This is a genomic window from Streptomyces sp. NPDC000594 (genome assembly GCF_040299965.1).
GTDB lineage: Bacteria > Actinomycetota > Actinomycetes > Streptomycetales > Streptomycetaceae > Streptomyces.
This window is the reverse complement of record NZ_JBEPCY010000008.1, coordinates 93,019-114,713: the sequence shown is the minus strand read 5'-3', so window position 1 is coordinate 114,713 and position 21,695 is coordinate 93,019. Positions and strand designations below refer to the sequence as shown.

At 74.4% G+C, this 21,695-nt stretch carries 14 protein-coding genes and 1 pseudogene; 7 read left to right on the top strand and 8 right to left on the bottom strand.

All coding sequences use genetic code 11. From position 1 onward, the window contains the following. Positions 1 to 661: 661 nt before the first annotated feature. The 4 genes and pseudogenes from ABT354_RS38060 to ABT354_RS14565 all read right to left on the bottom strand — a co-directional run. Positions 662 to 958, bottom strand: a pseudogene (locus ABT354_RS38060) (ADP-ribosylglycohydrolase family protein); the annotation flags it as partial. Next, positions 955 to 2,124 (bottom strand): ADP-ribosylglycohydrolase family protein, encoded by a 1,170-nt coding sequence (locus ABT354_RS14575; protein WP_351493354.1) that lies wholly within the window; start codon positions 2,122 to 2,124, stop codon positions 955 to 957. The pseudogene ABT354_RS38060 and the gene ABT354_RS14575, both read right to left, overlap by 4 nt. Further along, on the bottom strand, positions 2,087 to 3,274 hold the full coding sequence (locus tag ABT354_RS14570; protein WP_351493352.1) for an ADP-ribosylglycohydrolase family protein: 1,188 nt from the start codon (positions 3,272 to 3,274) through the stop codon (positions 2,087 to 2,089). The genes ABT354_RS14575 and ABT354_RS14570 overlap by 38 nt, the downstream gene beginning before the upstream one ends. A 974-nt stretch (positions 3,275 to 4,248) precedes the next feature. Continuing rightward, on the bottom strand, positions 4,249 to 5,400 hold the full coding sequence (locus tag ABT354_RS14565) for an ADP-ribosylglycohydrolase family protein (protein WP_351493350.1): 1,152 nt from the start codon (positions 5,398 to 5,400) through the stop codon (positions 4,249 to 4,251). Positions 5,401 to 5,648: 248 nt separating this feature from the next. On the opposite strand from ABT354_RS14565, the gene ABT354_RS14560 reads away from it, so the two are divergent. The 3 genes from ABT354_RS14560 (at position 5,649) to ABT354_RS14550 (ending at position 12,936) form a co-directional block, all read left to right on the top strand. After that, entirely contained in the window at positions 5,649 to 6,377 is a 729-nt protein-coding gene (locus ABT354_RS14560; RefSeq protein ID WP_351493348.1) for a VIT1/CCC1 transporter family protein, read from the top strand. Between the two features lie 471 nt (positions 6,378 to 6,848). Further along, the gene (gene gltB, locus ABT354_RS14555) at positions 6,849 to 11,483 is read left to right on the top strand and encodes a glutamate synthase large subunit (RefSeq protein WP_351493346.1); all 4,635 of its coding nucleotides are present in this window, start codon (positions 6,849 to 6,851) and stop codon (positions 11,481 to 11,483) included. Next, a complete protein-coding gene (locus tag ABT354_RS14550; RefSeq protein ID WP_351493344.1) occupies positions 11,476 to 12,936 on the top strand; it encodes a glutamate synthase subunit beta in 1,461 nt (486 codons plus the stop codon). Before gltB ends, ABT354_RS14550 begins: the two co-directional genes overlap by 8 nt. 266 nt (positions 12,937 to 13,202) lie before the next feature. Here ABT354_RS14550 and ABT354_RS14545 read toward each other — a convergent pair whose 3' ends face one another. From ABT354_RS14545 to ABT354_RS14535, 3 genes are all read right to left on the bottom strand, one after another. Next, positions 13,203 to 14,699, bottom strand: coding sequence for an MFS transporter (locus ABT354_RS14545; RefSeq protein ID WP_351493342.1), 1,497 nt, complete (start codon positions 14,697 to 14,699; stop codon positions 13,203 to 13,205). Positions 14,700 to 14,816: 117 nt separating this feature from the next. Beyond that, positions 14,817 to 15,947, bottom strand: coding sequence for an acyl-CoA dehydrogenase family protein (locus ABT354_RS14540; RefSeq protein ID WP_351493340.1), 1,131 nt, complete (start codon positions 15,945 to 15,947; stop codon positions 14,817 to 14,819). A 63-nt stretch (positions 15,948 to 16,010) separates the two neighbouring features. After that, the gene (locus tag ABT354_RS14535; RefSeq protein WP_351493338.1) at positions 16,011 to 17,150 is read right to left on the bottom strand and encodes an acyl-CoA dehydrogenase family protein; all 1,140 of its coding nucleotides are present in this window, start codon (positions 17,148 to 17,150) and stop codon (positions 16,011 to 16,013) included. Between the two features lie 210 nt (positions 17,151 to 17,360). On the opposite strand from ABT354_RS14535, the gene ABT354_RS14530 reads away from it, so the two are divergent. The 3 genes from ABT354_RS14530 (at position 17,361) to ABT354_RS14520 (ending at position 20,048) form a co-directional block, all read left to right on the top strand. Next, complete coding sequence (locus ABT354_RS14530) at positions 17,361 to 18,107, top strand: SDR family oxidoreductase (protein ID WP_502983419.1); 747 nt, start codon at positions 17,361 to 17,363, stop codon at positions 18,105 to 18,107. A 175-nt stretch (positions 18,108 to 18,282) separates the two neighbouring features. Next, positions 18,283 to 18,876: a TetR/AcrR family transcriptional regulator gene (locus ABT354_RS14525; RefSeq protein WP_502983418.1), complete on the top strand. Its 594-nt coding sequence runs from the start codon at positions 18,283 to 18,285 to the stop codon at positions 18,874 to 18,876. A gap of 14 nt (positions 18,877 to 18,890) precedes the next feature. Continuing rightward, positions 18,891 to 20,048 (top strand): acetyl-CoA C-acetyltransferase, encoded by a 1,158-nt coding sequence (locus ABT354_RS14520; protein ID WP_351493331.1) that lies wholly within the window; start codon positions 18,891 to 18,893, stop codon positions 20,046 to 20,048. A 30-nt stretch (positions 20,049 to 20,078) separates the two neighbouring features. Here the strand turns inward: ABT354_RS14520 and ABT354_RS14515 are convergent, their stop codons facing one another. Next, positions 20,079 to 20,939 carry an SCO6745 family protein gene (locus tag ABT354_RS14515; RefSeq protein ID WP_351493329.1) on the bottom strand — a complete coding sequence of 287 codons (861 nt, stop codon included), beginning with the start codon at positions 20,937 to 20,939 and terminating at the stop codon, positions 20,079 to 20,081. Positions 20,940 to 21,257: 318 nt separating this feature from the next. On the opposite strand from ABT354_RS14515, the gene ABT354_RS14510 reads away from it, so the two are divergent. Next, complete coding sequence (locus ABT354_RS14510) at positions 21,258 to 21,656, top strand: hypothetical protein (protein ID WP_351493327.1); 399 nt, start codon at positions 21,258 to 21,260, stop codon at positions 21,654 to 21,656. Positions 21,657 to 21,695: the final 39 nt, after the last annotated feature.

Here is a 21,695-nt window from a genome sequence, read left to right as displayed (position 1 = left end):
AGGGGGCGGAGCCCGTGGGCGATGGGCTGCCCGGGTGGCCGGTGCCGGGAGTGGTGGCGCGGCCGTGGGCCGGCCCGGCGGGTGGTGCTGCGCCCGCTGTCGCCGCCGCTCCGGCCCGGGCGGGGCCAGCGCACGGGACGGGGACGTTGCCCGGGTGGCCGGTGGCGGTGGTCGGGACGGTGGTGTCGAGCGTTCCTGGGGCCGAGGGGGCGGGCGGGGCCGTGCCGGTAGTGCGGGTGCCGGTTGCGGCCGCTGCCCGGTCGGGCCCTGCGCAGGGGACGGCGGCCGTGGGCGGGGAGCCCGGGGTGTCGGTGGCACCCGTGGAGGCATGGCCCGGAGTGCCGGTGGCCGGGGTGGGCACGGCGCGGGCGGCATCCGCGGTCGGTGTCGCGCCCGTGGGCGGTGTGCCGGCGCAGGAACGGGTGTCGGGGGCTGTCCGGGTGGGCCGGTGGGCGGTGGCCGTTGCCGCCGCCGCCCGGTCGGGGCCGGCACAAGGGATGGGGGGCGCGGGCCGGTCCTGGGGGTCGGTGGTGCGACGGTCCGGGCCCGACGGGAGGTCATGAGGGTCGGTGCCGCCACCGGGCGAGGTACGGGCGGCGGGGCCACTCGCTCCCGGTGGCACGGGTGGAGCGGCGGGGGTGCCGGGCACCGGGGTTCCGTCCGGGGTGGGCCAGTCCGGGCAGAGGGACCGGATCGCGGTGAGGCCGGTGGGTTCCAGCGGGGCCAGCGGGGAGGGCAGCATGGCCAGTTCGTCCAGCAGCCGCAGGGCCAGCGCGCGCACCGCCGGGGGCGCGGGGGCCGGGGAGGCACCCGAGGCCGGGGGCGGTGGGGCGCCGCCACCGGCCCGCCAGGCCGCGGCGACCGACGCCGTGTCCCGGCCGTCCTCCGCCGCCTGCCGCAGCTCATGCCCGATCAGATCCTCGGGCTGCGCCCAGGTGAGCCGCAGCGTGCCGGTCATCGCTCGCCCGCCGTCAGCCCGGCGAAGGCCGTCTCATGGGCGCGGCGCCGCTCCCGGTCCCGGTGGAAGATCTCCCGGGTGACCGCCGTCAGCTCCCGGGCCGGGGCGTGCAGATCGGTCCGGCTGGCCTCGGCCACCGCCTTGGCCCACTCCCGGGGCACCGCGTCCGCGCCGTGCAGCGCGCCCGCCAGCGCCCCCGCCATGGAGGCGATGGAGTCGCAGTCCCGGCCGTAGTTCACCGCGCCCAGCACCGTACGCCGGTAGTCGCCCCCGCCCACCAGCAGCATGCCGAGGGCGATGGGAAGTTCCTCCACCGCGTGCAGCCGGGACGGCCGCCGGGCGCCGGGGGCGGGGGTGCGGTAGTCCGGGCCGACCGTGTCGAAGGGGGCGACCGCCGCCCGCAGCGCGGCCCGCGCGGACTCGGGGTCGGTCCGGCCCCCGGCGGCCTCGGCCACCGCCTCGATCGCCGCCCGGGTCCCGTCCCGGGCGAGGCCGAGCGCGGCCCGGACGACGGAGGCGGGGTCGGCGCCGGGGACACAGGCCGCGGCGACCGCCGCCGCGAAGACCCCCGCCGCCTCCCGCCCGTACGAGGACTGATGGGCACCCGCGATGTCCAGGGCCTCGGCGTAGGCGGCCTCGGGGTGGGCCGCGTTGACCAGCCCGACCGGGGCCATGTACATCGCCGCACCGCAGTTGACGATGTTCCCGCTGCCCGCCTCGCGGGGGTCCACGTGGCCGTAGTGGATCCGGGCGACCAGCCATTTCTCCGCGAGGAAGAGCCGGTGCAGCGGCAGTTCCTCGCGTTCCAGCTCGGGGATCCAGCGGGGGACGGTCATCAGGTCCGGCACCAGATGGTCGGCGACGGCATGGGCGTCGAGATGGTCGCGCACCACCCCGTACACCCGGATCAGCGCATGGGTCATCAGGGTGTCGTCGGTGATGTGGCCGTCGCCCTTGTGGTACGGGGCGATCGGCCGGGCGGTGCGCCAGGCGTCGCCGTGCCAGGGGCCGACGATCCCTCGGACCGGGCCGCCATGGCGCTCGGCGATCTGCTCGGGGGACCAGCCCTCGACGGGGCCGCCGAGCGCGTCCCCGACCGCCGCGCCGACCAGGCTGCCGGTGATCCGGTCAGCGAGAGTCGGGTTCGCTGGGTTTGTATCCGTCATGGCGGAATTGTCCACCCGGGATGTCCCGTTCCGTGTCTGCCAGCAGCCCGGCGAGTTCCACCAGATCGACCCCGGCGAGATGGGGCAGGGCACACCCGGGCAGGGTCCGGCAGGCCGCGCGCCAGCTCGCCGGGATGGCCGGGCCGCCGCCGAGTGCGCCGGTCAGCGCCCCGGCGAGGGCGGGGGCGGAGTCGGCGACCCGGGAGAGACAGGCGGCGGTCGGCACCGCCTCGCAGACCCGGCCGCGGGCCGCCGTGGCGACGGCGAGCGCCACCGGAACGGTCTCCGCGGCGGCGATCCCGTAGCTGTAGACATGGTCGACGATCTGATGCTCCAGCAGGGGTACGAGGTCGAAGGCGGCGGTGGTGTTCCGGGCCAGGGCGACGGCGTGCCGGGCGTTGCGGCCGATCTCGGTGGTGCCGGGGAGCTGGGCGAGGGCCGCGTCCACGGCGTCGTCGACGGAGCAGCCGCCGAGGGCGGCGGCGATGGCCGCGGCCATGGCGCGGGCACCGTGGACCCCGTCGCCGTCCTGGGTGTACCGGGCGTCGAACTCCGCGAGGGTGGCCGCCGAAGCGGGGTCCCCGGGGTGGACGACGGCGAGCACGACGGCCCGGACGCAGGCGGCGTCGTCGAAGTAGTGCGGGTTGTCATGGCCGGTGGCGGGGGGCCGCAGCCCGGTGGCGAGATTGCCGAGCCCGGCCCGTACGGAGATCCGGGCGCGCAGCGGGAGGACGGCGGACTCCACCTCGGGGGCGCGTTCGGCGGCGGCGGCGACCTCGGCGGCGAGCGCGTTCCAGGCCAGGTCGACGGCGGAGCGCAGCCGGCGCCCCGGGGTGAGCCCGGCGAACAGCGGCCCGGCGGCCGACAGGACGCACTCGGCGGCGAAGGCGGCCCACTCGGCGTCGTCGGATGGGCCGAGCCGCAGGGGCTCGGGGGGCTGGTTGAGGGCGATGGGGACGGGCAGGGTGGTGGTGGCGTTCTGCTCCGCGAAGGTGTCCAGCTCCCGGGTGAGCCGCCGGGTCCACTCGGGCATCCGCGCGGCCCGGTGGCGTGCGGCGGGCCAGCCCGCCGCGTCCCCGGCGGCCAGCCCGAGCAGCAGCCCCTCGACGGGCCGCTCGACCTTCCCCGTACCCGCCCGGGAACAGCCCACCCCCCGCCGCGGCCCCCGACGCACCGCCCGCGTGGCCGCTCCGCCGGGCGTTGCGGTGTTCGCGGTGGGTGGGTGCTTCCGCCGGGTCGCCCGGGACGCGGTAGGTGTCTCCGGCCGGTCCGTGCGTGCCGGGGGCGGGGAGGGATCCGGTGTCTCCGTCGCGCCGGAGTACCCCGGGTGCCCGGCCTCTCCGGTGTCCGGTCGGCCGGGCGTTCCGGTGTCCGCCGCAGGGGGGTGCTCCCGGGCGGCCGGTCGCGGCCAGGTGGGGGTGTCCGCCGGGCCGGTGCTCGCCGGGGGTGCGGACCGGCCCGCCCGCGACGGCTTCGCGGCCCCCTGTCCGTCCGGGCCGCCCGGCCCGGCGATCTCCGCCGGGGGCTCCGGGCGGCCCACCACGTGGATCGCTCCCGGCTCCCCCGCCCGCGCGGGCGCGCCCGCCCCCGGGACACCCGGGACGCCCGGCATATCTGGAACACCCGGGACACCCGGAGCACCCGGGAGCCCGGCGGGCCGGTGGGCCGTCGGCTTCCCCCGGTCGGGGGCGGTGGCCTCCGGAGCCCCCGGTGCTGCGGAGGCGAGGGGCGGGTGGACATCACGCACCCCCGGGGGAGCGGCGCCGCGCCGGGGGAGGACCTCGTACCCGCCGGGGACGGCGCCGTGGACCGCGGCAGCCCGGTGAGCGGGATCCGTGGGAGGCGGGGGTGTGTACCGCTCCCGGGCCGACGGCTCGGGCCGGTGGCCGGGGGCGGGGGTTCGTGGCGCGGGGTCCGGGCGGCGGGGCGTCGTACGGTCCTCGGCCGGTGGGGCGGGGTGCTCCGCCGGATGCGCCGTGACGGGGCGGCCGGGGCCGGGGGACGGTGGGAGTGCCGCGCGGTCGTCGGGCGCCGTCGGCCGGTGCGGGGCCGTCCGGTCCGTCCCGGCCGTCCCGTCGGATGGGGCGGGGTGCGCGGGGAGCGGCGGCGGCTCGGCGTCGGAGGTCATGACGGCGGGCCCGGCGCGGGGTCCGGGATCAGGAGGTCGGCGATCTCCAGGACACCCCGGCCGCGCATCGCCGGCAGACACCGTCCGCGCGCCGGGCCGATCGCCTCCGCCCACTCCGGCGGGATCGCCGACAGCCCCGAGACCGCGCCCGCCAGCGCCCCCGCCACCGCCGCCGTGGTGTCGGCGTCACGGCCCATGTTGACCGCCGTGAGCACCGACGCCCGGAACTCCCCCCGGGCCGCCGTGAACGCCCCGAAGGCCAGCCCCACCGCCTCCGGCGCCAGATCCGTCCAGGGGTAGCCGCCGATGACCACCGCCGAGCGCACCGCGCGCTCGGTCTCCAGTGCGGTCCCGTACGGGCGCTGCGCCGCGACCACCCCGCGGCGCAGCGAGCGCGCCGTCCAGGAGTCCATCGGGATCACCGACAGGGCCGCCCCGATCACCCCGGCGGGGCCCGCGCCCGCCATCGCCGCCGCCACTCCCGCCGCGACCGCCTGGCCGCCGTAGATGCCCTCGCCCTCATGGCTGACCGTGCCGTCGATCGCCACCAGCCGGGCCGCCTCCAGGGGGCGGCCCGCCGCGTACACGCCGAAGGGCGCCGCCCGCATGGCCAGACCGTCGCTCCAGGCGTGCCGGTGCTGGGCGGAGATCGGGGCGGCGAGCCCGCGCCGCAGATTCTCCAGGGTGCCGCGCTCGCTGAACCCGGCGCCCCGGAAGGGGCCCTCGTCCAGATCGGCGATCCAGTGGTGCCAGGCCCGCTCCACCTGGGCCACCGTCAGGGCGGAGCCGTGCCGGGCCAGCAGCAGGCCGGAGAAGATCGCGTACTCGGTGTCGTCCGTACCCGCCGGGTCGTCGGTGACGAACCCCTCGATCCTGCCCCAGCGGCGGCGGATCTCGGAGGGCCGCAGATTCTCCGCCGGGGCGCCCAGGGCGTCGCCCACGGCGAGCCCGAGCAGTGCGCCCCTGGCCCGTTCGCGCAGGGCGGCCAGGGCCTCCCGCGACGGCGGCCGGTCCCCGGGCCCCGGACCGGCTTCCGCTTCCGCCCCCGCCCCCGCTTCCGTATCCGCCGCGCCGACGGGTCCGGTCACCGCCCCGGTATCGGCGCGCGGCCCGGCGGGAGCCGCCGGACCGCAGGCGATCGACTCCATGGGGCCGGCCCCTTTCGCGCACGGGAGTCGCAGGCCAGACGGCCCGCGACCGGTCTGTCCCCATCTGTGCCCCGGAGGCCCCGCACTGACGCGAAGAAAGGTTTCTGTCACCCACTCGGCCAGCAGTCGGTCCCCGTAGGTAAGTACGGCCTGCCTTGCTGGCGGAGGTGTTACATCGCGCGTATTTTCGAAGGTGTTGAAGGGGTCGGAATGATCAATTCCGCAACCCGGGAAGGGGTTAAAGAGGCATGTCCATCATCACCACCGAGGCGCCGCTCCACGAGGCGCACCGCGACAACCACACCCACCGCGATGTCAACGGCGGTTGGCTGCGGCCCGCGGTCTTCGGCGCGATGGACGGGCTCGTCTCCAACCTCGCCCTGATGACCGGTGTCGCGGGCTCCGTGGTCTCCCAGCAGACCATGGTCGTCACCGGGCTCGCCGGACTGGCCGCGGGCGCCTTCTCGATGGCGGCGGGGGAGTACACCTCGGTCGCCTCCCAGCGTGAGCTGGTCCTCGCGGAACTGGAGATCGAACGGCACCAGTTGCGCAAGCACCCCGTCGACGAGATGGAGGAGCTGGCGGCGCTGTATGTCTCCCGGGGCGTGGAGCCCGCACTCGCCCGCGAGGTGGCGATGCAGCTCTCCCGCGACCCCGACCAGGCGCTGGAGATCCACGCCCGGGAGGAGCTGGGCATCGACCCCGACGATCTGCCCTCGCCCATGGTCGCGGCGGTCTCCTCCTTCGGCTCCTTCGCGCTGGGTGCCCTGCTGCCGCTGCTGCCGTATCTGCTCGGCGCCACCACGCTCTGGCCCGCGGTGCTGCTCGCGCTGGCCGGGCTCTTCGCCTGCGGCGCGCTGGTGGCCCGGGTGACCGCCCGCTCCTGGTGGTACAGCGGGCTGCGGCAGCTCGCCCTCGGTGGTCTGGCGGCGGGGGTGACCTACGCCCTGGGGTCCGCCTTCGGCGCGGCACTCTGAGCCGGGCCGCTCCCGTACCCCCGTCCCCCCGCACCCCCGGACCCTGCCCCGGCCCGGACCCCGACCCCGGACCGGGTCGGGGTCCCCGGTCCGCGTCCGGGGCCCGGAGGCGGCTGAGCGCCCGCTCTCCCGCTCTCTGGCGGAACCGGCAAAAATGAGAGATTATGCGGAGGGGCGCAAAAGTAGCCGTAAGTCGCCGGTTTCGACGACACGGACACGGGGCATGAGCCGAAGGCGCCGAGGGCAATGACGCCTGCTCCGCGAAGATTCTGTGGATGCCCGATCCGTCCGGCCTCAGTCACGGCCGGTCACCTCTTGTGTCCGCTCCCGTGTTCGCTCTTTTGTCCGTATGCTGGAATCAAGAATCCGCTTTTCGAGATCGACCCCATCATGTAACCTGCACGAAATTTCCGCGGAGGGCCAACGTCGTCCCTCGGCACTGAACATGCCACGACGACGACGGGAGAGCCCATGCGTTCCGACGCCTGGTCGCCCATGGACGGTCGCCCCGCCCGCCAGGGGATGTACGACCCCCGTAACGAACACGACGCGTGCGGCGTCGGGTTCGTGGCCACCCTCACCGGTGTGGCCAGCCATGAGCTGGTGGAGCAGGCGCTGACCGTGCTGCGCAACCTGGAGCACCGGGGCGCCACCGGCTCCGAGCCCGACTCCGGCGACGGCGCGGGCATCCTGCTCCAGGTGCCGGACGCCTTTCTGCGCGCGGTCAGCGGTCTGGAACTCCCCGAGGCCGGCGCGTACGCCGTCGGGATCGCCTTCCTCCCCGAGACGGGCACCGAAGAGGCCGCCGCACGGATCGAGACGATCGCGGAGAGTGAGGGGCTGCACGTCCTCGGCTGGCGCGAGGTCCCCGTCACCCCCGATCTCCTCGGCAACGGCGCCCGCGCCACCATGCCGGTTTTCCGCCAGCTCTTCCTGGCCGACACGGCAGGCACCGTCGGCACGGCCGGCACCGAAGGCGCCACGGGCACCGCGGATGCCACGGACACCGCCGGCACCACCGGTGCCACCGGCATCGCCCTGGACCGCCGTGCCTTCGTCGTCCGCAAGCGGGCCGAGCGCGAGGCCGGTGTCTACTTCCCGTCCCTCTCCTGCCGCACCATCGTCTACAAGGGCATGCTGACCACCGGCCAGCTGGAGCCCTTCTTCCCGGACCTCTCCGACCGCCGGTGCGCCACCGCCGTCGCCCTGGTCCACTCCCGCTTCTCCACCAACACCTTCCCGAGCTGGCCGCTGGCCCACCCGTACCGCTTCGTCGCCCACAACGGCGAGATCAACACGGTCAAGGGCAACCGCAACTGGATGCGGGCCCGGGAGTCGCAGCTGCTCACCGAGGCCTTCGGGGCCGGCGAGCTGGACCGGATCTTCCCGGTCTGCACCCCCGACGCCTCCGACTCCGCCTCCTTCGACGAGGTGCTGGAGCTGCTCCACCTCGGCGGCCGTTCGCTGCCGCACGCGGTGCTGATGATGGTCCCCGAGGCGTGGGAGAACCACGAGACGATGGACCCGGCCCGGCGGGCCTTCTACCGGTACCACTCCACGATGATGGAGCCCTGGGACGGCCCCGCCTGTGTCACCTTCACCGACGGTGTCCAGGTCGGCGCGGTCCTGGACCGCAACGGTCTGCGCCCCGGCCGCTACTGGGTCACCGACGACGGCCTGGTCGTCCTCTCCTCCGAGGTCGGCGTCCTCGACATCGACCCCGCCCGGGTGGTCCGCAAGGGCCGTCTCCAGCCCGGCCGGATGTTCCTGGTGGACACCGCCGAGCACCGGATCATCGAGGACGACGAGATCAAGGCCGTCCTCGCCGCCGAGCAGCCGTACCGGGAGTGGCTGGAGGCCGGCACCATCGAGCTGGAGGACCTGCCCGAGCGGGAGCACATCGTGCACACCCACGCCTCGGTCACCCGCCGCCAGCAGACCTTCGGTTACACGGAGGAGGAGCTTCGCGTCATCCTCGCGCCGATGGCGAGGACCGGCGGCGAGCCCCTCGGCTCCATGGGAACCGACTCCCCGATCGCCGCGCTCTCCGAGCGCCCCCGGCTGCTCTTCGACTACTTCACCCAGCTCTTCGCGCAGGTCACCAACCCTCCGCTGGACGCGATCCGGGAAGAGCTGGTCACCTCCCTGCGCTCCTCGCTGGGCCCGCAGGGCAACCTCCTGGAGCCCACCGCGGCCTCCTGCCGCAGTGTCACCCTCCCCTTCCCGGTGATCGACAACGATGAGCTGGCCAAGCTCGTCCACATCAACGCCGACGGCGACATGCCCGGGATGAAGGCGGTCACCCTCTCCGGCCTCTACCGGGTCAGCGGCGGCGGGGACTCCCTCGCCGACCGGATCGACGCCATCTGCGCCGAGGCCGACGCGGCCATCGAGGACGGCGCCCGGCTGATCGTGCTCTCCGACCGCCACTCGGACGCCGAGCACGCCCCGATCCCGTCCCTGCTCCTCACCTCCGCCGTCCATCACCACCTCATCCGCACCAAGCAGCGCACCCAGGTGGGGCTGCTGGTGGAGGCGGGCGACGTCCGCGAGGTGCACCATGTCGCCCTGCTGATCGGGTACGGCGCCGCCGCCGTCAACCCGTATCTCGCGATGGAGACCGTCGAGGACCTGGTCCGCGCCGGAACGTTCATCCAGGACATCGAGGCCGAGCAGGCCATCCGCAACCTGATCTACGCCCTCGGCAAGGGCGTCCTCAAGGTCATGTCCAAGATGGGCATCTCCACCGTCGCCTCCTACCGGGGCGCCCAGGTCTTCGAGGCCATCGGCCTGGACGAGGCCTTTGTGGAGACCTACTTCAACGGCACCGCCACCAAGATCGGCGGCGCGGGTCTCGCCGTCGTCGCCGGTGAGGTCGCCGCCCGCCACGCCAAGGCGTACCCCGCCTCCGGGATCGCCCCGGCCCACCGCGCGCTGGAGATCGGCGGCGAGTACCAGTGGCGCCGCGAGGGCGAGCCCCACCTCTTCGACCCGGAGACGGTCTTCCGCCTCCAGCACGCCACCCGCAGCGGTCGCTACGACGTCTTCAAGCAGTACACCGACCGGGTCAACGAGCAGTCCGAGCGGCTGATGACCCTCCGCGGCCTCTTCGGCTTCCGGACCGACCGCGACTCCGTCCCGCTGGACGAGGTCGAGCCCGCCAGTGAGATCGTCAAGCGGTTCTCGACCGGTGCCATGTCGTACGGCTCGATCTCCCGCGAGGCGCACGAGACCCTGGCCATCGCCATGAACCGGCTGGGCGGCAAGTCCAACACCGGTGAGGGCGGCGAGGACCCGGACAGGCTGTACGACCCGGAGCGGCGCTCCAGCATCAAGCAGGTCGCCTCCGGCCGCTTCGGCGTCACCAGCGAGTACCTGGTCAACGCCGATGACATCCAGATCAAGATGGCCCAGGGCGCCAAGCCCGGCGAGGGCGGTCAGCTGCCCGGCCACAAGGTCTACCCCTGGGTGGCCAAGACCCGGCACTCCACCCCCGGCGTGGGCCTGATCTCCCCGCCGCCGCACCACGACATCTACTCCATCGAGGATCTGGCCCAGCTGATCCACGACCTCAAGAACGCCAACCCCCGGGCCCGGATCCACGTCAAGCTGGTCTCCGAGGTCGGCGTCGGCACCGTCGCCGCCGGTGTCTCCAAGGCCCATGCCGATGTGGTCCTGATCTCCGGTCACGACGGCGGCACCGGTGCCTCCCCGCTGACCTCGCTCAAGCACGCGGGCGGCCCCTGGGAGCTGGGTCTCGCCGAGACCCAGCAGACCCTGCTCCTCAACGGCCTGCGGGACCGGATCGTGGTCCAGACCGACGGCCAGCTGAAGACCGGCCGCGATGTCATCATCGCCGCCCTCCTCGGCGCCGAGGAGTTCGGCTTCGCCACCGCGCCGCTCGTCGTCTCCGGCTGCGTCATGATGCGCGTCTGCCACCTCGACACCTGCCCGGTGGGCATCGCCACCCAGAACCCGGTGCTGCGCGAGCGCTTCTCCGGCAAGGCCGAGTATGTCGTCAACTTCTTCGAGTTCATCGCCGAAGAGGTCCGCGAACTCCTCGCCGAGCTGGGCTTCCGCACCCTGGAGGAGGCCGTCGGCCACGCGGAGCTGCTGGACACCGCCCGCGCGGTCCACCACTTCAAGGCCCAGGGCCTGGAGCTGGCCCCGCTCTTCCACGTTCCCGAGCTGCCCGACGGCGCCGTCCGCCACGCCCTGATCGAGCAGGACCACGGGCTGGCCAAGGCGCTCGACAACCAGCTGATCGAGCTGGCCGCCGAGGCGCTCACGGCCGACTCCGCCGAGGACGCCCGCCCGGTCCGCGCCCAGATCCAGATCCGCAACATCAACCGCACCGTCGGCACCATGCTCGGCCATGAGGTCACCCGGCGGTTCGGCGGCGCCGGTCTCCCCGAGAACACCATCGACCTCACCTTCACCGGCTCGGCGGGCCAGTCCTTCGGCGCCTTCGTGCCGAGCGGCATCACCCTCCGGCTGGAGGGCGACGCCAACGACTACGTCGGCAAGGGCCTCTCCGGCGGCCGGGTCGTCGTCCGCCCGGACCGGGCCGCCGACCATCTCGCCGAGTACTCCACCATCGCGGGCAACACCATCGCCTATGGAGCCACCGGCGGCGAGATCTTCCTGCGGGGCCGTACCGGTGAGCGGTTCTGTGTCCGCAACTCCGGCGCCACCGTCGTCTCCGAAGGCGTCGGCGACCACGGCTGCGAGTACATGACCGGAGGCCACGCCGTCGTCCTCGGCGAGACCGGGCGGAACTTCGCGGCCGGGATGTCCGGCGGTATCGCCTATGTGATCGACCTCGACCGGGACAACGTCAACTCCGGAAATCTCTCCGCCGTCGAGCCCCTGAACGACACCGACCGGCAGTGGCTGCACGATGTCGTGCGCCGCCACCAGGAGGAGACGGGCTCCACCGTCGCGGAGAAGCTGCTCGCCGACTGGTCCGCCGCCGCCGAGCGCTTCAGCAAGATCATCCCGACCACGTACAAGGCAGTGCTCGCCGCCAAGGACGCCGCTGAGCTGGCCGGTCTCTCCGAGCAGGAGACCACCGAGAAGATGATGGAGGCGGCGATCAATGGCTGACCCCAAGGGCTTCCTGACCACCGGGCGCCAGGGCGCACAGTCCCGCCCGGCCGGCGAGCGCGTCAAGGACTGGAACGAGGTCTACGTCCCCGGCTCCCTGCTGCCGATCATCAGCAAGCAGGCCGGGCGCTGCATGGACTGCGGCATTCCGTTCTGCCACAACGGCTGCCCCCTCGGGAACCTCATCCCCGAGTGGAACGACTACGCCTACCGCGAGAACTGGTCCGCCGCCTCCGAGCGGCTGCACGCCACCAACAACTTCCCGGAGTTCACCGGCCGGCTCTGCCCCGCGCCCTGCGAGGCCGCCTGTGTCCTCGGGATCAACCAGCCCGCCGTCACCATCAAGAACGTCGAGGTCTCCATCATCGACAAGGCGTGGGAGGCCGGGGACGTCACCCCGCAGCCGCCCGAGCGCCTCTCCGGCAAGACCGTCGCCGTCATCGGCTCGGGACCGGCCGGGCTCGCCGCCGCCCAGCAGCTCACCCGTGCCGGGCACACCGTCGCCGTCTACGAGCGGGCCGACCGCATCGGCGGACTGCTGCGGTACGGCATCCCCGAGTTCAAGATGGAGAAGGTGCACATCAACCGCCGTATCGAGCAGATGCGCGCGGAGGGCACCAAGTTCCGTACCGAGGTGGAGATCGGCCGGGACATCGACGCGGCCCAGCTGCGCCGCCGCTACGACGCGGTCGTCATCGCCGCCGGGGCCACCGTCTCCCGCGATCTGCCCGTCCCGGGCCGTGAGCTGAACGGCGTCCACTTCGCCATGGAGTATCTGCCGCTCGCCAACAAGGTGCAGGAGGGCGACTTCATCGCCCCGCCGATCACCGCCGAGGGCAAGCATGTCGTGGTCATCGGCGGCGGCGACACGGGCGCGGACTGTGTGGGCACCGCCCACCGGCAGGGCGCGGCCTCCGTCACCCAGCTGGAGATCATGCCCCGGCCGGGCGAGGAGCGGAACACCAACCAGCCCTGGCCCACCTTCCCCATGCTCTACAAGGTCACCTCCGCGCACGAGGAGGGCGGCGAGCGGGTCTACTCCGTCTCCACCACCCACTTCGAGGGCGACGCGGACGGCAACCTCCAGGCGCTGCACCTGGTGGAGGTGGAGTTCAAGGACGGCAAGCCGGCGCAGAAGGCGGGCACCGAGCGCCGGATCCCGGCCCAGCTGGTCACCCTCGCCATGGGCTTCACCGGCACGGACCAGGCGAACGGCCTGGTCGAGCAGTTCGGCCTGGAGCTGGACGCGCGCGGCAATATCGCCCGCGACGGCGAGTACACCACCAATGTCGACGGTGTCTTCGTCGCCGGTGACGCGGGGCGCGGCCAGTCGCTGATCGTCTGGGCCATCGCCGAGGGCCGCTCGGCCGCCCGTGCGGTGGACCGCTATCTCACCGGTGCCAGCGAGCTGCCCGCCCCGGTCCGTCCCACGGACCGCGCGCTGACCGTCTGACCCGCCCCTCCGTCCGGCCCGGCGGCCCCCGCCCGGCCGGACGGACCCTGATCGTCCCGTACAACGGCGTACGGAACTGAGTACGGCGTCTGCCCCTTCCCCGACCGGTAGGGCAGACGCCGTACGGCTTTTCCGGCCCGCGGTACGGGGTGCGAGGCCCGTGGTGCGGGCTTCGAGGTCCGCGGTACGGAGTGCGAGGCCTGCGGTACGGGTACGGAGTGCGAGGTCTGCGGTACGGGGGTCAAGGCCCGTGGCGCGCGTATCGCTCACGCCGCCCGGCCCGGCGCCCCGACCGGCTCGGGCTCCGGGTCCGCGACGGGATCCGCCAGGGGCTCCGGGCGGGGCCGCAGCAGCCGGTGGACGACCACCGCCGCGAGGGCCAGGGTCACCCCGACCGTCCCCACCAGGATCTGCCAGGCGTCGGTGAACTCGCCCGCCACCTCGGCGGTACGGCCCGACGCCACCCGGTCCGCCAGCCCGGGATCGCCCACCCGGGACTCCACCAGGGTGAGCAGCGCCGCGCCGAAACCGGCCAGCGCCAGCGCCCCCGCCCCGCCCCGGGCCGTGCTCAGCAGCCCGGAGGCCATGCCCACCCGCTCCGGCGCCACCGCGCTCAGCGCCTGGGCGTCGATCTGTCCCAGGCCCAGGCCGTTGGCGACACCGATCAGCAGCAGCGGTACGGCGAGCCGCGCGGCACCGGCGTCGGGGGCCAGGACCGACGCGAGCCACAGATTGCCCGCCGCCGACAGCAGCAGCGAGGTCAGCAGCAGCCGCCGGGCCGGTACCCCGTACGAGGTGACCAGCCGTCCGGCCACCGACGGCAGGACGAAGACCGGCACGGTCAGCAGCAGCATGATCACTCCGGTCGCGGAGGCCGAACGGTCCCCGGTGCCCTGGAGATAGGTCGGCAGGAAGACCGTGACCCCCGTCGACCCCAGGACGACAAAGGTGGCCCCGGTCAGCCAGCCCCGGAAGGTGCGGTTCCGGATGAGGGAGAGATCGAGCACCGGATGGTCGCTGCGGCGCTCCACCCGGACGAAGAGGGCGAGCAGCCCGATCCCCAGCAGCAGCGGGACCAGCACCTGGGCGCTGCCCCAGCCGGACTCGCCGCCCCGGGTGACCGCGAACATCAGCAGCGCGAGACCGGCGACAAAGGTGGCCACGCCCGGCCGGTCGACCTTCGGCCGCCCCTCGGGGCGCGCCGCCGGCATCAGCCGGGTGAGCAGCAGGATCAGCACCGCCGCGCCGCCGAAGAGGAGGAACGAGGCCCTCCAGCCGAAGGCGCCGACCAGCCAGCCGGAGAGGGTCGGCCCGATGGCTATGCCGAAACCGGCGGTGGTGCCCACGGTGGCGAAGACCCGGGCCCGCGCGGGCCCTTCGTGCATCCCGGCCAGGATCGCCACACCGGTGGTCATCACCCCGGCGGCGCCGATCCCGGCGAAGGTCCGGGCGATGTCCAGCAGCAGGATGTCCTGTGCCCCGGCGCCGGCGAGGGTGCCCACCGCGTAGATGCCGAGGCCCGTGGCGTACACCCGGCGCCGCCCGAAGAGGTCGCCGAGGGAGCCGGTGACCAGCATCACCGAGGTCGCGGCGAGGACATAGCCGGTGACCACCCACTGGAGGGCGGCGCCCGAGGCATCCAGGTCACGGCCGATGTCGGGCAGGGCGACCGAGGTGCCCGTCATCCCCATGGGCAGGGTGAGATAGCCGAAGAGGACCACCAGCAGGGTGAGCGTCGAACGCGAGAACCGTCGTGAGGTCATGGCTCCACGGTCGGGGCTCAACCTTGCTTGAGGTCAAGACCGCGCTGGAGCGGCCCGCGTTCACCGGCCCGCGCCCGCCGGTCCGCGTCCACGAGGCCCGCGTTCACCGGTCCGCGTTCATCCGGGGGCGGGCCCGGCGGGGCGCCCGGGATCCCCCGGCGGGGCCCCCTCGGGCGGGGTCTCCCCGGGGAGGGCCGCCAGGACCGCCGCCCGGCACGCGGACGGCGTCCCCCAGGCGTCCCGCAGCGGTCGCGCCTTGCGCAGCCAGAGCGACAGCTCCAGCTCGTCGGTGTAGCCGATGGCGCCGTGCAGTTGGAGCGCGGTCCTGGCGGCGGCGTACCCGGCCTCGCCCGCGGCCGTCTTCGCCGCCGCGATGTCCGCGCGGGCGCCGGTGACCGCCGCCCCGTGCACCAGCGGCCGGGCGAACTCGATCGCGATGAGGGTGTCCGCGAGCCGGTGCCGTACCGCCTGGAACGACGCGATCGGGCGGCCGAACTGGTGACGCGCGCGGACATGGGCCACTGTCCGCTCCAGCAGCGCCAGGCCCACGCCGAGCGACTGCGCGGCGGTGAGCAGCCGGGCCAGCTCCCCGGCGCGGGCCGCCGCGAGGGCCACCCGGGGGCCCGAGGCGAGCACGGCGCCGCCGCCCCGGGGGACGGCGGCCCGCCGTACCGGATCGACCGAGACCCGCGACGGCCCGTGCCCGCCCGCGAGCCGCACCACCCCGCACCCGGGCCCCTCCAGGACCAGCACCGCGTCCGCCGTGTCCGCGTCGAGGGCATGGCCGGAGCCCCCCGGCGGGGCCAGGGTGGTCGGCGCCCCGGCCAGCACCCCCGCCAGCAGCCGGTCCACCGCCGCCCGGTCCACCGCCGCCCGGTCCACCGTCGTGCCGCCGGGCCCACCCGTACCGCCGCCCCGGGTGTCCGCCCCCTCCGCCACCCCCGCCAGCAGCGCCCCCGCCGCCACCGTCTCCACCAGCGGCCCCGGCGCCGCCGCCCGACCCAGTTCGACACAGGCCAGCACCAGCTCCACCCGGTGCTCCCCGGCGCCGCCCTGCCGCTCCGGCACCGCCAGCGCGAACACCCCCGCCGCCGCCAGCCGCCGGAACAGCTCCCGGCCCGGCCCCACGTCGCCCGCCGCCCAGGCGCGCGCGGCGGCCGGGGCACCCCCGCCCGCCGCTGACGCCCGCAGGACCGCTCCCACCGTCCCCGCGAACGCCCGCTGCTCCTCCGTCGGCAGAAAACGCATCACCGGTGTCCCTTCCCCGGCCCCAAGCGCATCAGCGGTGCCCCTTTCCCGGTCCGACGCTCATCAGCGGAGCCCCTTTCCCAGCCCGAGCAGCCGCTCCGCGACGATGTCCCGCTGGATCTCATTGGTCCCCGCGTAGATCGGCCCCGCCAGCGCGAACACATACCCCTCGGCCCACTCGGTGTCCGCGAACCCGCCCTCCTCGCCCAGCAGATCCAGGGCGGTCTCATGGAGCGCGATGTCGTACTCCGACCAGAAGACCTTGTTCAGACTGGACTCCGCGCCGATCGCCCCGCCCGCCAGGAACCGGCTCGCCCCCGCCCAGGCGAAGAGGGTGTACGCGCGCGCCCCGATCACCGCGTCCGCCACCCGGTCCCGGGTTTCGGCCGGTCCGCCCGACGCCCGCCAGAGCCCGGCCAGCCGGTCCGCCGCCGCACGGTAGCGGCCGGGGGAGCGGAGCGTCAGCCCCCGCTCGTTCCCCGTCGTGGACATCGCGATCCGCCACCCCTGCCCCGGCTCGCCGATCACCTCCCCGTCCGGGACGAAGACCCGGTCCAGGGCGATCTCGGCGAAGGCCGGCCGGCCATCCAGCCGCCCGATCGGCCGGACCGTCACCCCCGGGGCGCGCAGATCGAACATCAGACAGGTCAGCCCCTGATGGGGCCGTTCCGCCGCCGGGTCGGTACGGAAGATCCCGAACGCGCGGTCCGCGAAGGCCGCCCGGGAGGACCAGGTCTTCACCCCGCTCAGCAGCCAGCCGCCCGGGGCGCGCACCGCCCGGGAGCGCAGCGCGGCCAGATCCGACCCCGCCTCCGGCTCCGACCACGCCTGCGCCCAGACCGTCGTACCGTCGGCCATGGACGGCAGCACCCGGGTCCGCTGCTCCTCGCTCCCGTGGTCGAAGAGGGTGGGTGCCAGCAGACTGATCCCGTTCTGCGAGACCCGGCCGGGGGCGCCCGCCGCCCAGTACTCCTCCTCGAAGAGCAGCCAGCGGACGATCCCCGCCCCCTGCCCCCCGTACCGGACCGGCCAGGAGACCACCGACCAGCCGCCCGCGAACAGCTCGGCCTCCCAGGCGCGGTGGGCCGCGAACCCCTCCCGGGTCTCCAGCGACGGCAGCGGTGTCCGGGGCACATGTTCCGCCAGCCACTCCCGGGCCCGCGCCCGGAACTCCTCGTCCTCCGGGGAGAGGTCCAGATCCATCCGCGCGCCCGCCTTCCGGTGCGACGATCCTTCCCTAACAAGTGTTTGGTAGGTTAACGTGCCGCTGTGACGGACGACAGGCCCGCGCGGGACGGGGCGGGGCAGGACGGGACGGGGCAGGACGAGACGGGACGGCCGGGGCGGACCCGGGCCCGGCCGGGGACCACGGACGACCGCACGGCGGCCCGCCCCGTACCCGGCCATGGCCTCCTGAAGGGCCGTACCGCCGTGATCACCGCCGCCGCCGGAGCGGGCATCGGCGGCGCGACCGCGCGCGCCTTCCTCGCGGAGGGCGCCCGGGTGCTCGTCAGCGACGCCCATCCGCGCCGGCTCCGGGAGACCGAGACCGCCCTCGCCGCCGTCCACGGTGCCGGCCGGGTCCGCGCCCAGCCCTGCGATGTCACCGACGAGGAGCAGGTACGGGCCCTGATGGCCCGCGCCGAGGCCGAGTTCGGCGCCCTGGACATCGTCGTCAACAACGCCGGGCTCGGCGGCACCGCCACCCTGGTGGAGATGACCGACACCCAGTGGGAGCAGGTCCTCGACGTCACCCTGAACGGCACCTTCCGCTGTCTCCGCGCCGCGCTGCGCTCCTTCCGGGCGAGCGGCCGGGGCGGAGTGATCGTCAACAACTCCTCCGTCCTCGGCTGGCGCGCCCAGGCGGGCCAGGCCCACTACGCCGCCGCCAAGGCGGGCGTCATGGCGCTCACCCGGTGCGCCGCCGTCGAGGCGGCCGAGTACGGCGTCCGGGTCAACGCCGTCGCCCCCAGCCTCGCCCTCCACCCCCATCTGGCGAAGGTCACCTCCCCCGGTCTCCTCGCGGAGCTGACCGGACGGGAGGCGTACGGGCGCTGCGCCGAGCCCCGGGAGATCGCCCAGACCATCGTCTTCCTGGCGAGCGACTACACCTCGTACCTCACCGGCGAGGTGATCTCCGTCAGCAGCCGGCATCCGTGATCCGGCACCCGGCGACGGGCGGAGAATGGACGCCGTGCCCCAGCGAAAGACCACACCCCAGCCCACGCCCCAGACCGCGAACCGGCCCTCGGCGAAGCCCACGCCCCGGTCTGCGACCCAGCCCCCCGCGAAGCCCACGACCCAGCCCGCCGCCACCCCCGAGCGCCGCCGGGAGCTGCTCCGGGTCGCCGCCGAGGTGTTCGCGGCCCAGGGCTACAACGCGACCACCGTCCGCCGGATCGCCGACGAGGCGGGCCTGCTCGCGGGCAGCCTCTACTACCACTTCGACTCCAAGGAGTCGATGCTGGACGAGATCCTCGCCACCTTCCTCGATGAGCTGTGGGAGGGGTACGACCGGGTGCTCGCCGCCGGGCTCGGCCCCCGCGAGACCATCGAGGCCCTGGTCACGGAGTCGTTCCGGGAGATCGACCGGCATCGCGACGCCGTCGCCATCTATCAGCGGGAGTCCCGGCAGCTCGTCACCCAGCCCCGGTTCGGCTATCTCACCACCTCCCAGGAGCGGTTCGAGCGGGCCTGGCTCGGCACCCTGGAGCGCGGGGTCGCGGACGGTACCTTCCGCGCCGACCTCGATGTCCGGCTCACCTACCGGTTCGTCCGCGACACGGTGTGGGTGGCCGCCTCCTGGTACCGGCCCGGCGGGCTGCACCGTCCCGAGGAGATCGCCCGTCAGTATCTGTCGATGGTGCTGGACGGGATCGCCGTACGCGGCGCGAGGACCCCGGAAGGCGGGGACACCCCGCGCACCTGACCCGAGGAGCCGTCATGGCCGAGGCGTTCATCGTCGAAGCGGTCCGCACCCCCGTCGGCAGGCGGCGCGGCGGGCTCGCCGCCGTCCACCCGGCCGATCTGGGCGCGCACGCGCTCACCGCGCTGATGACCCGTTCGGGTGTCGACCCCGCCGCCGTGGACGATGTGATCCTCGGCTGTGTCGACACCGTCGGGCCGCAGGCCGGGGACATCGCCCGGACGGCATGGCTCGCGGCGGGGCTCCCCGAGGAGGTGCCCGGGGTCACCGTCGACCGGCAGTGCGGATCGTCCCAGCAGGCGCTCCACTTCGCCGCGCAGGCGGTGCTCTCCGGCACCCAGGACCTGGTGGTGGCGGGCGGGGTCCAGAACATGTCGCAGGTCCCCATCGGTTTCTCCGCCCGGGGCGCGGGCGGACCCCTCGGACTGACCGAGGGCCCCTTCGCGGGCAGTACGGGCTGGCGCGCCCGGTACGGGGACCGCCCGGTCGACCAGTTCCACGGCGCCGAGCAGATCGCCCGGGAGTGGGGCATCACCCGGGAGGCCCAGGAGGAGTTCGCGCTCCGCTCCCACCGCCGCGCCGTCCGCGCCCAGGACGAGGGGCGCTTCGCCCGGGAGACCGCACCCCTCGGCGCGGTCACGGCCGACGAGGGGCCGCGCCGGGACACCACCCCGGAGCGGATGGCCGCCCTCGCCCCGGTGCTGCCGGGCGGCACCGTCACCGCCGCCTGCTCCTCCCAGATCTCCGACGGCGCGGCGGTGCTGCTGATCGCCAATGAGCGGGCGGTACGGGTCCATGGGCTCACCCCGCGCGCCCGCTTCCACCATCTGTCGGTACGGGGCGAGGATCCGATACGGATGCTCTCGGCCACCGTCCCGGCCACCGCGCACGCCCTGCGGAGGACCGGGCTGCGGATGGCCGACATCGATCTGGTCGAGATCAACGAGGCGTTCGCGCCGGTCGTCCTGGCCTGGCTCCAGGAGACCGGCGCCGATCCGGAACGGGTGAACGTCAACGGCGGCGCCCTCGCCCTCGGTCATCCGCTGGGCGCGTCGGGGGCCCGGCTGATGACCACGCTCCTGCATGAACTGGAGCGCACGGGGGGCGGATACGGGCTCCAGACCATGTGCGAGGGCGGCGGCCAGGCCAATGTGACCGTCATCGAACGGCTCTGACACCCGCGGCAACGGCCCCCGGGCCGGGTCTCAGCCCCCGGTGCTCTCCGGCAGCCCGATCGGATTCGGGAAGCGCAGGGTCCGTGCCACCGTCCGCGCCAGCGGCTCCAGGGCCTGACGGAGCCGTACGGTGTCCACCGCGGCCCAGGGGCGGGCCGCCGCCCGGTCCGTCGCCTCCTCGATCCCGGCGAGGACCGCCCGGCCCGCGTCCGTGGCCTTCCCGTCCGGCGTCAGCAGCCCCCGCCCGGTCAGCCGGGCCTCGGCGGCCTCCCACTCCTCGTCGGTCCAGCCCCGGTAGGGCTGGAGTTCGCTGCGCGGCAGATCGATGCCGACCCGCAGCACCAGGATCTCGCAGCCGTCGAGATCGGCCGCCACCTGGGCCGCCACATGCCCGTCCCCGCGGTGCTCGCGCAGCACCGTGGCCGAGTGCCAGAGCAGGTCCAGCGGGTCCTTGGGCGCGCCGATGGCCCGGTTCGCCGCGGTCAGCGGGCGCCCGGTGGCCTCGGCCGCCTCCACGGCGACGGCCAGCGCCCCGCCCGCCCGCTCCACCTCGTCGTCGCGGTCCGCGAGCAGCCGGGCGAGCGCGGCGCGGGCCCCCGCCCGCCGTACCTCCAGGGCCTGTTCGGGGCTGATGACCTCCCAGACCGCGGGCAGGGACTGGGCCACCATCGACGGCGCGAACGAGCAGAAGGCCGCGGCGACCGGCTCCGGGCCCACCGTGCCGAGGGGGGCCGACCGTCCGGCGAAGTAGCCGCGCCAGAAGCCGCGCAGACCCGCCTCCTCGAAAGCGGTCACGGCCTCGGGGGAGAAGTAGGTGACGGCATGGATCGGCTCGAACAGGGTCCACAGCTCACGGGGGGTGACTGCCGTGGTGGCAGCGGTAGTTGTCATGAGGGGCATTGTGCCGAAATCAGTGATCAGGGACATACCTTCGGTGACAGCGGTACCAATAGGGCGGGAAGATCTCTTCCCCGGACAGAACTGCGACCGACACGAACAGAAGATTGCCGGGAATGTGCGCGGGTGTGTCCCCGCCGGTCGCGTCGCCCCGGGTGCTCCGGTCACGCCGCCCCGGGTACGCCAATTGCGTCCCCCCGGGTGCTCCGGTGGGCCGCCGCCGGGCGTCCCGTCGTACCGGACCCGGGTCCGGATTCCGGTGATGGTCCGGAAGTACTTCCCGGACTTCCTGCCCCGATGAAACGATTAATCATGACAGGAAAGAGAAAGAATCCCGGCCGGTACGGGACGCTGCTCGGCGTGATCGCGGCGGTCGTTCTGCTTCCCGGGCTCTCCCCGGCCGGCGGCTATCCCCCGGTCTGGACCACCGTCGTCGTCGCCCTCTGGTTCGCGGTGCTGGTGCGGCTGGTGAGCGTGTACCCGCACGATGTACGGGGGATGGACCCGGTCGGGCTGCTGGTCTTCGGCGCGCTGGGCGTGCTCCAGGACGGTCTGGTGCTGTGGGGTCTCGACTGGATCGCGGACCGGTACGACCAGGGGCTGGCGAGCGACGGGCCGCTGACCATCGTGCTGGGCGCGCTGATCATCCGTGGTTCGGCCTTCGCGGTGCTCGCCCTGGCCCCCTCCGGCCAGGGGGCCCGTACGGGGTGAGCGGAGGCCGGTGCCCCGCCACCCCGGGAGGCCTTTACC

Coding starts and splice junctions, on each gene's coding strand:
- ABT354_RS14575 (WP_351493354.1), bottom strand. CDS start 2,124: ATGACGGATACAAACCCAGCGAACCCGACTCTCGCTGACCGGATCACC.
- ABT354_RS14565 (WP_351493350.1), bottom strand. CDS start 5,400: ATGGAGTCGATCGCCTGCGGTCCGGCGGCTCCCGCCGGGCCGCGCGCC.
- ABT354_RS14560 (WP_351493348.1), top strand. CDS start 5,649: ATGTCCATCATCACCACCGAGGCGCCGCTCCACGAGGCGCACCGCGAC.
- gltB (WP_351493346.1), top strand. CDS start 6,849: ATGCGTTCCGACGCCTGGTCGCCCATGGACGGTCGCCCCGCCCGCCAG.
- ABT354_RS14550 (WP_351493344.1), top strand. CDS start 11,476: ATGGCTGACCCCAAGGGCTTCCTGACCACCGGGCGCCAGGGCGCACAG.
- ABT354_RS14545 (WP_351493342.1), bottom strand. CDS start 14,699: ATGACCTCACGACGGTTCTCGCGTTCGACGCTCACCCTGCTGGTGGTC.
- ABT354_RS14540 (WP_351493340.1), bottom strand. CDS start 15,947: ATGCGTTTTCTGCCGACGGAGGAGCAGCGGGCGTTCGCGGGGACGGTG.
- ABT354_RS14535 (WP_351493338.1), bottom strand. CDS start 17,150: ATGGATCTGGACCTCTCCCCGGAGGACGAGGAGTTCCGGGCGCGGGCC.
- ABT354_RS14520 (WP_351493331.1), top strand. CDS start 18,891: ATGGCCGAGGCGTTCATCGTCGAAGCGGTCCGCACCCCCGTCGGCAGG.
- ABT354_RS14515 (WP_351493329.1), bottom strand. CDS start 20,939: ATGACAACTACCGCTGCCACCACGGCAGTCACCCCCCGTGAGCTGTGG.
- ABT354_RS14510 (WP_351493327.1), top strand. CDS start 21,258: ATGACAGGAAAGAGAAAGAATCCCGGCCGGTACGGGACGCTGCTCGGC.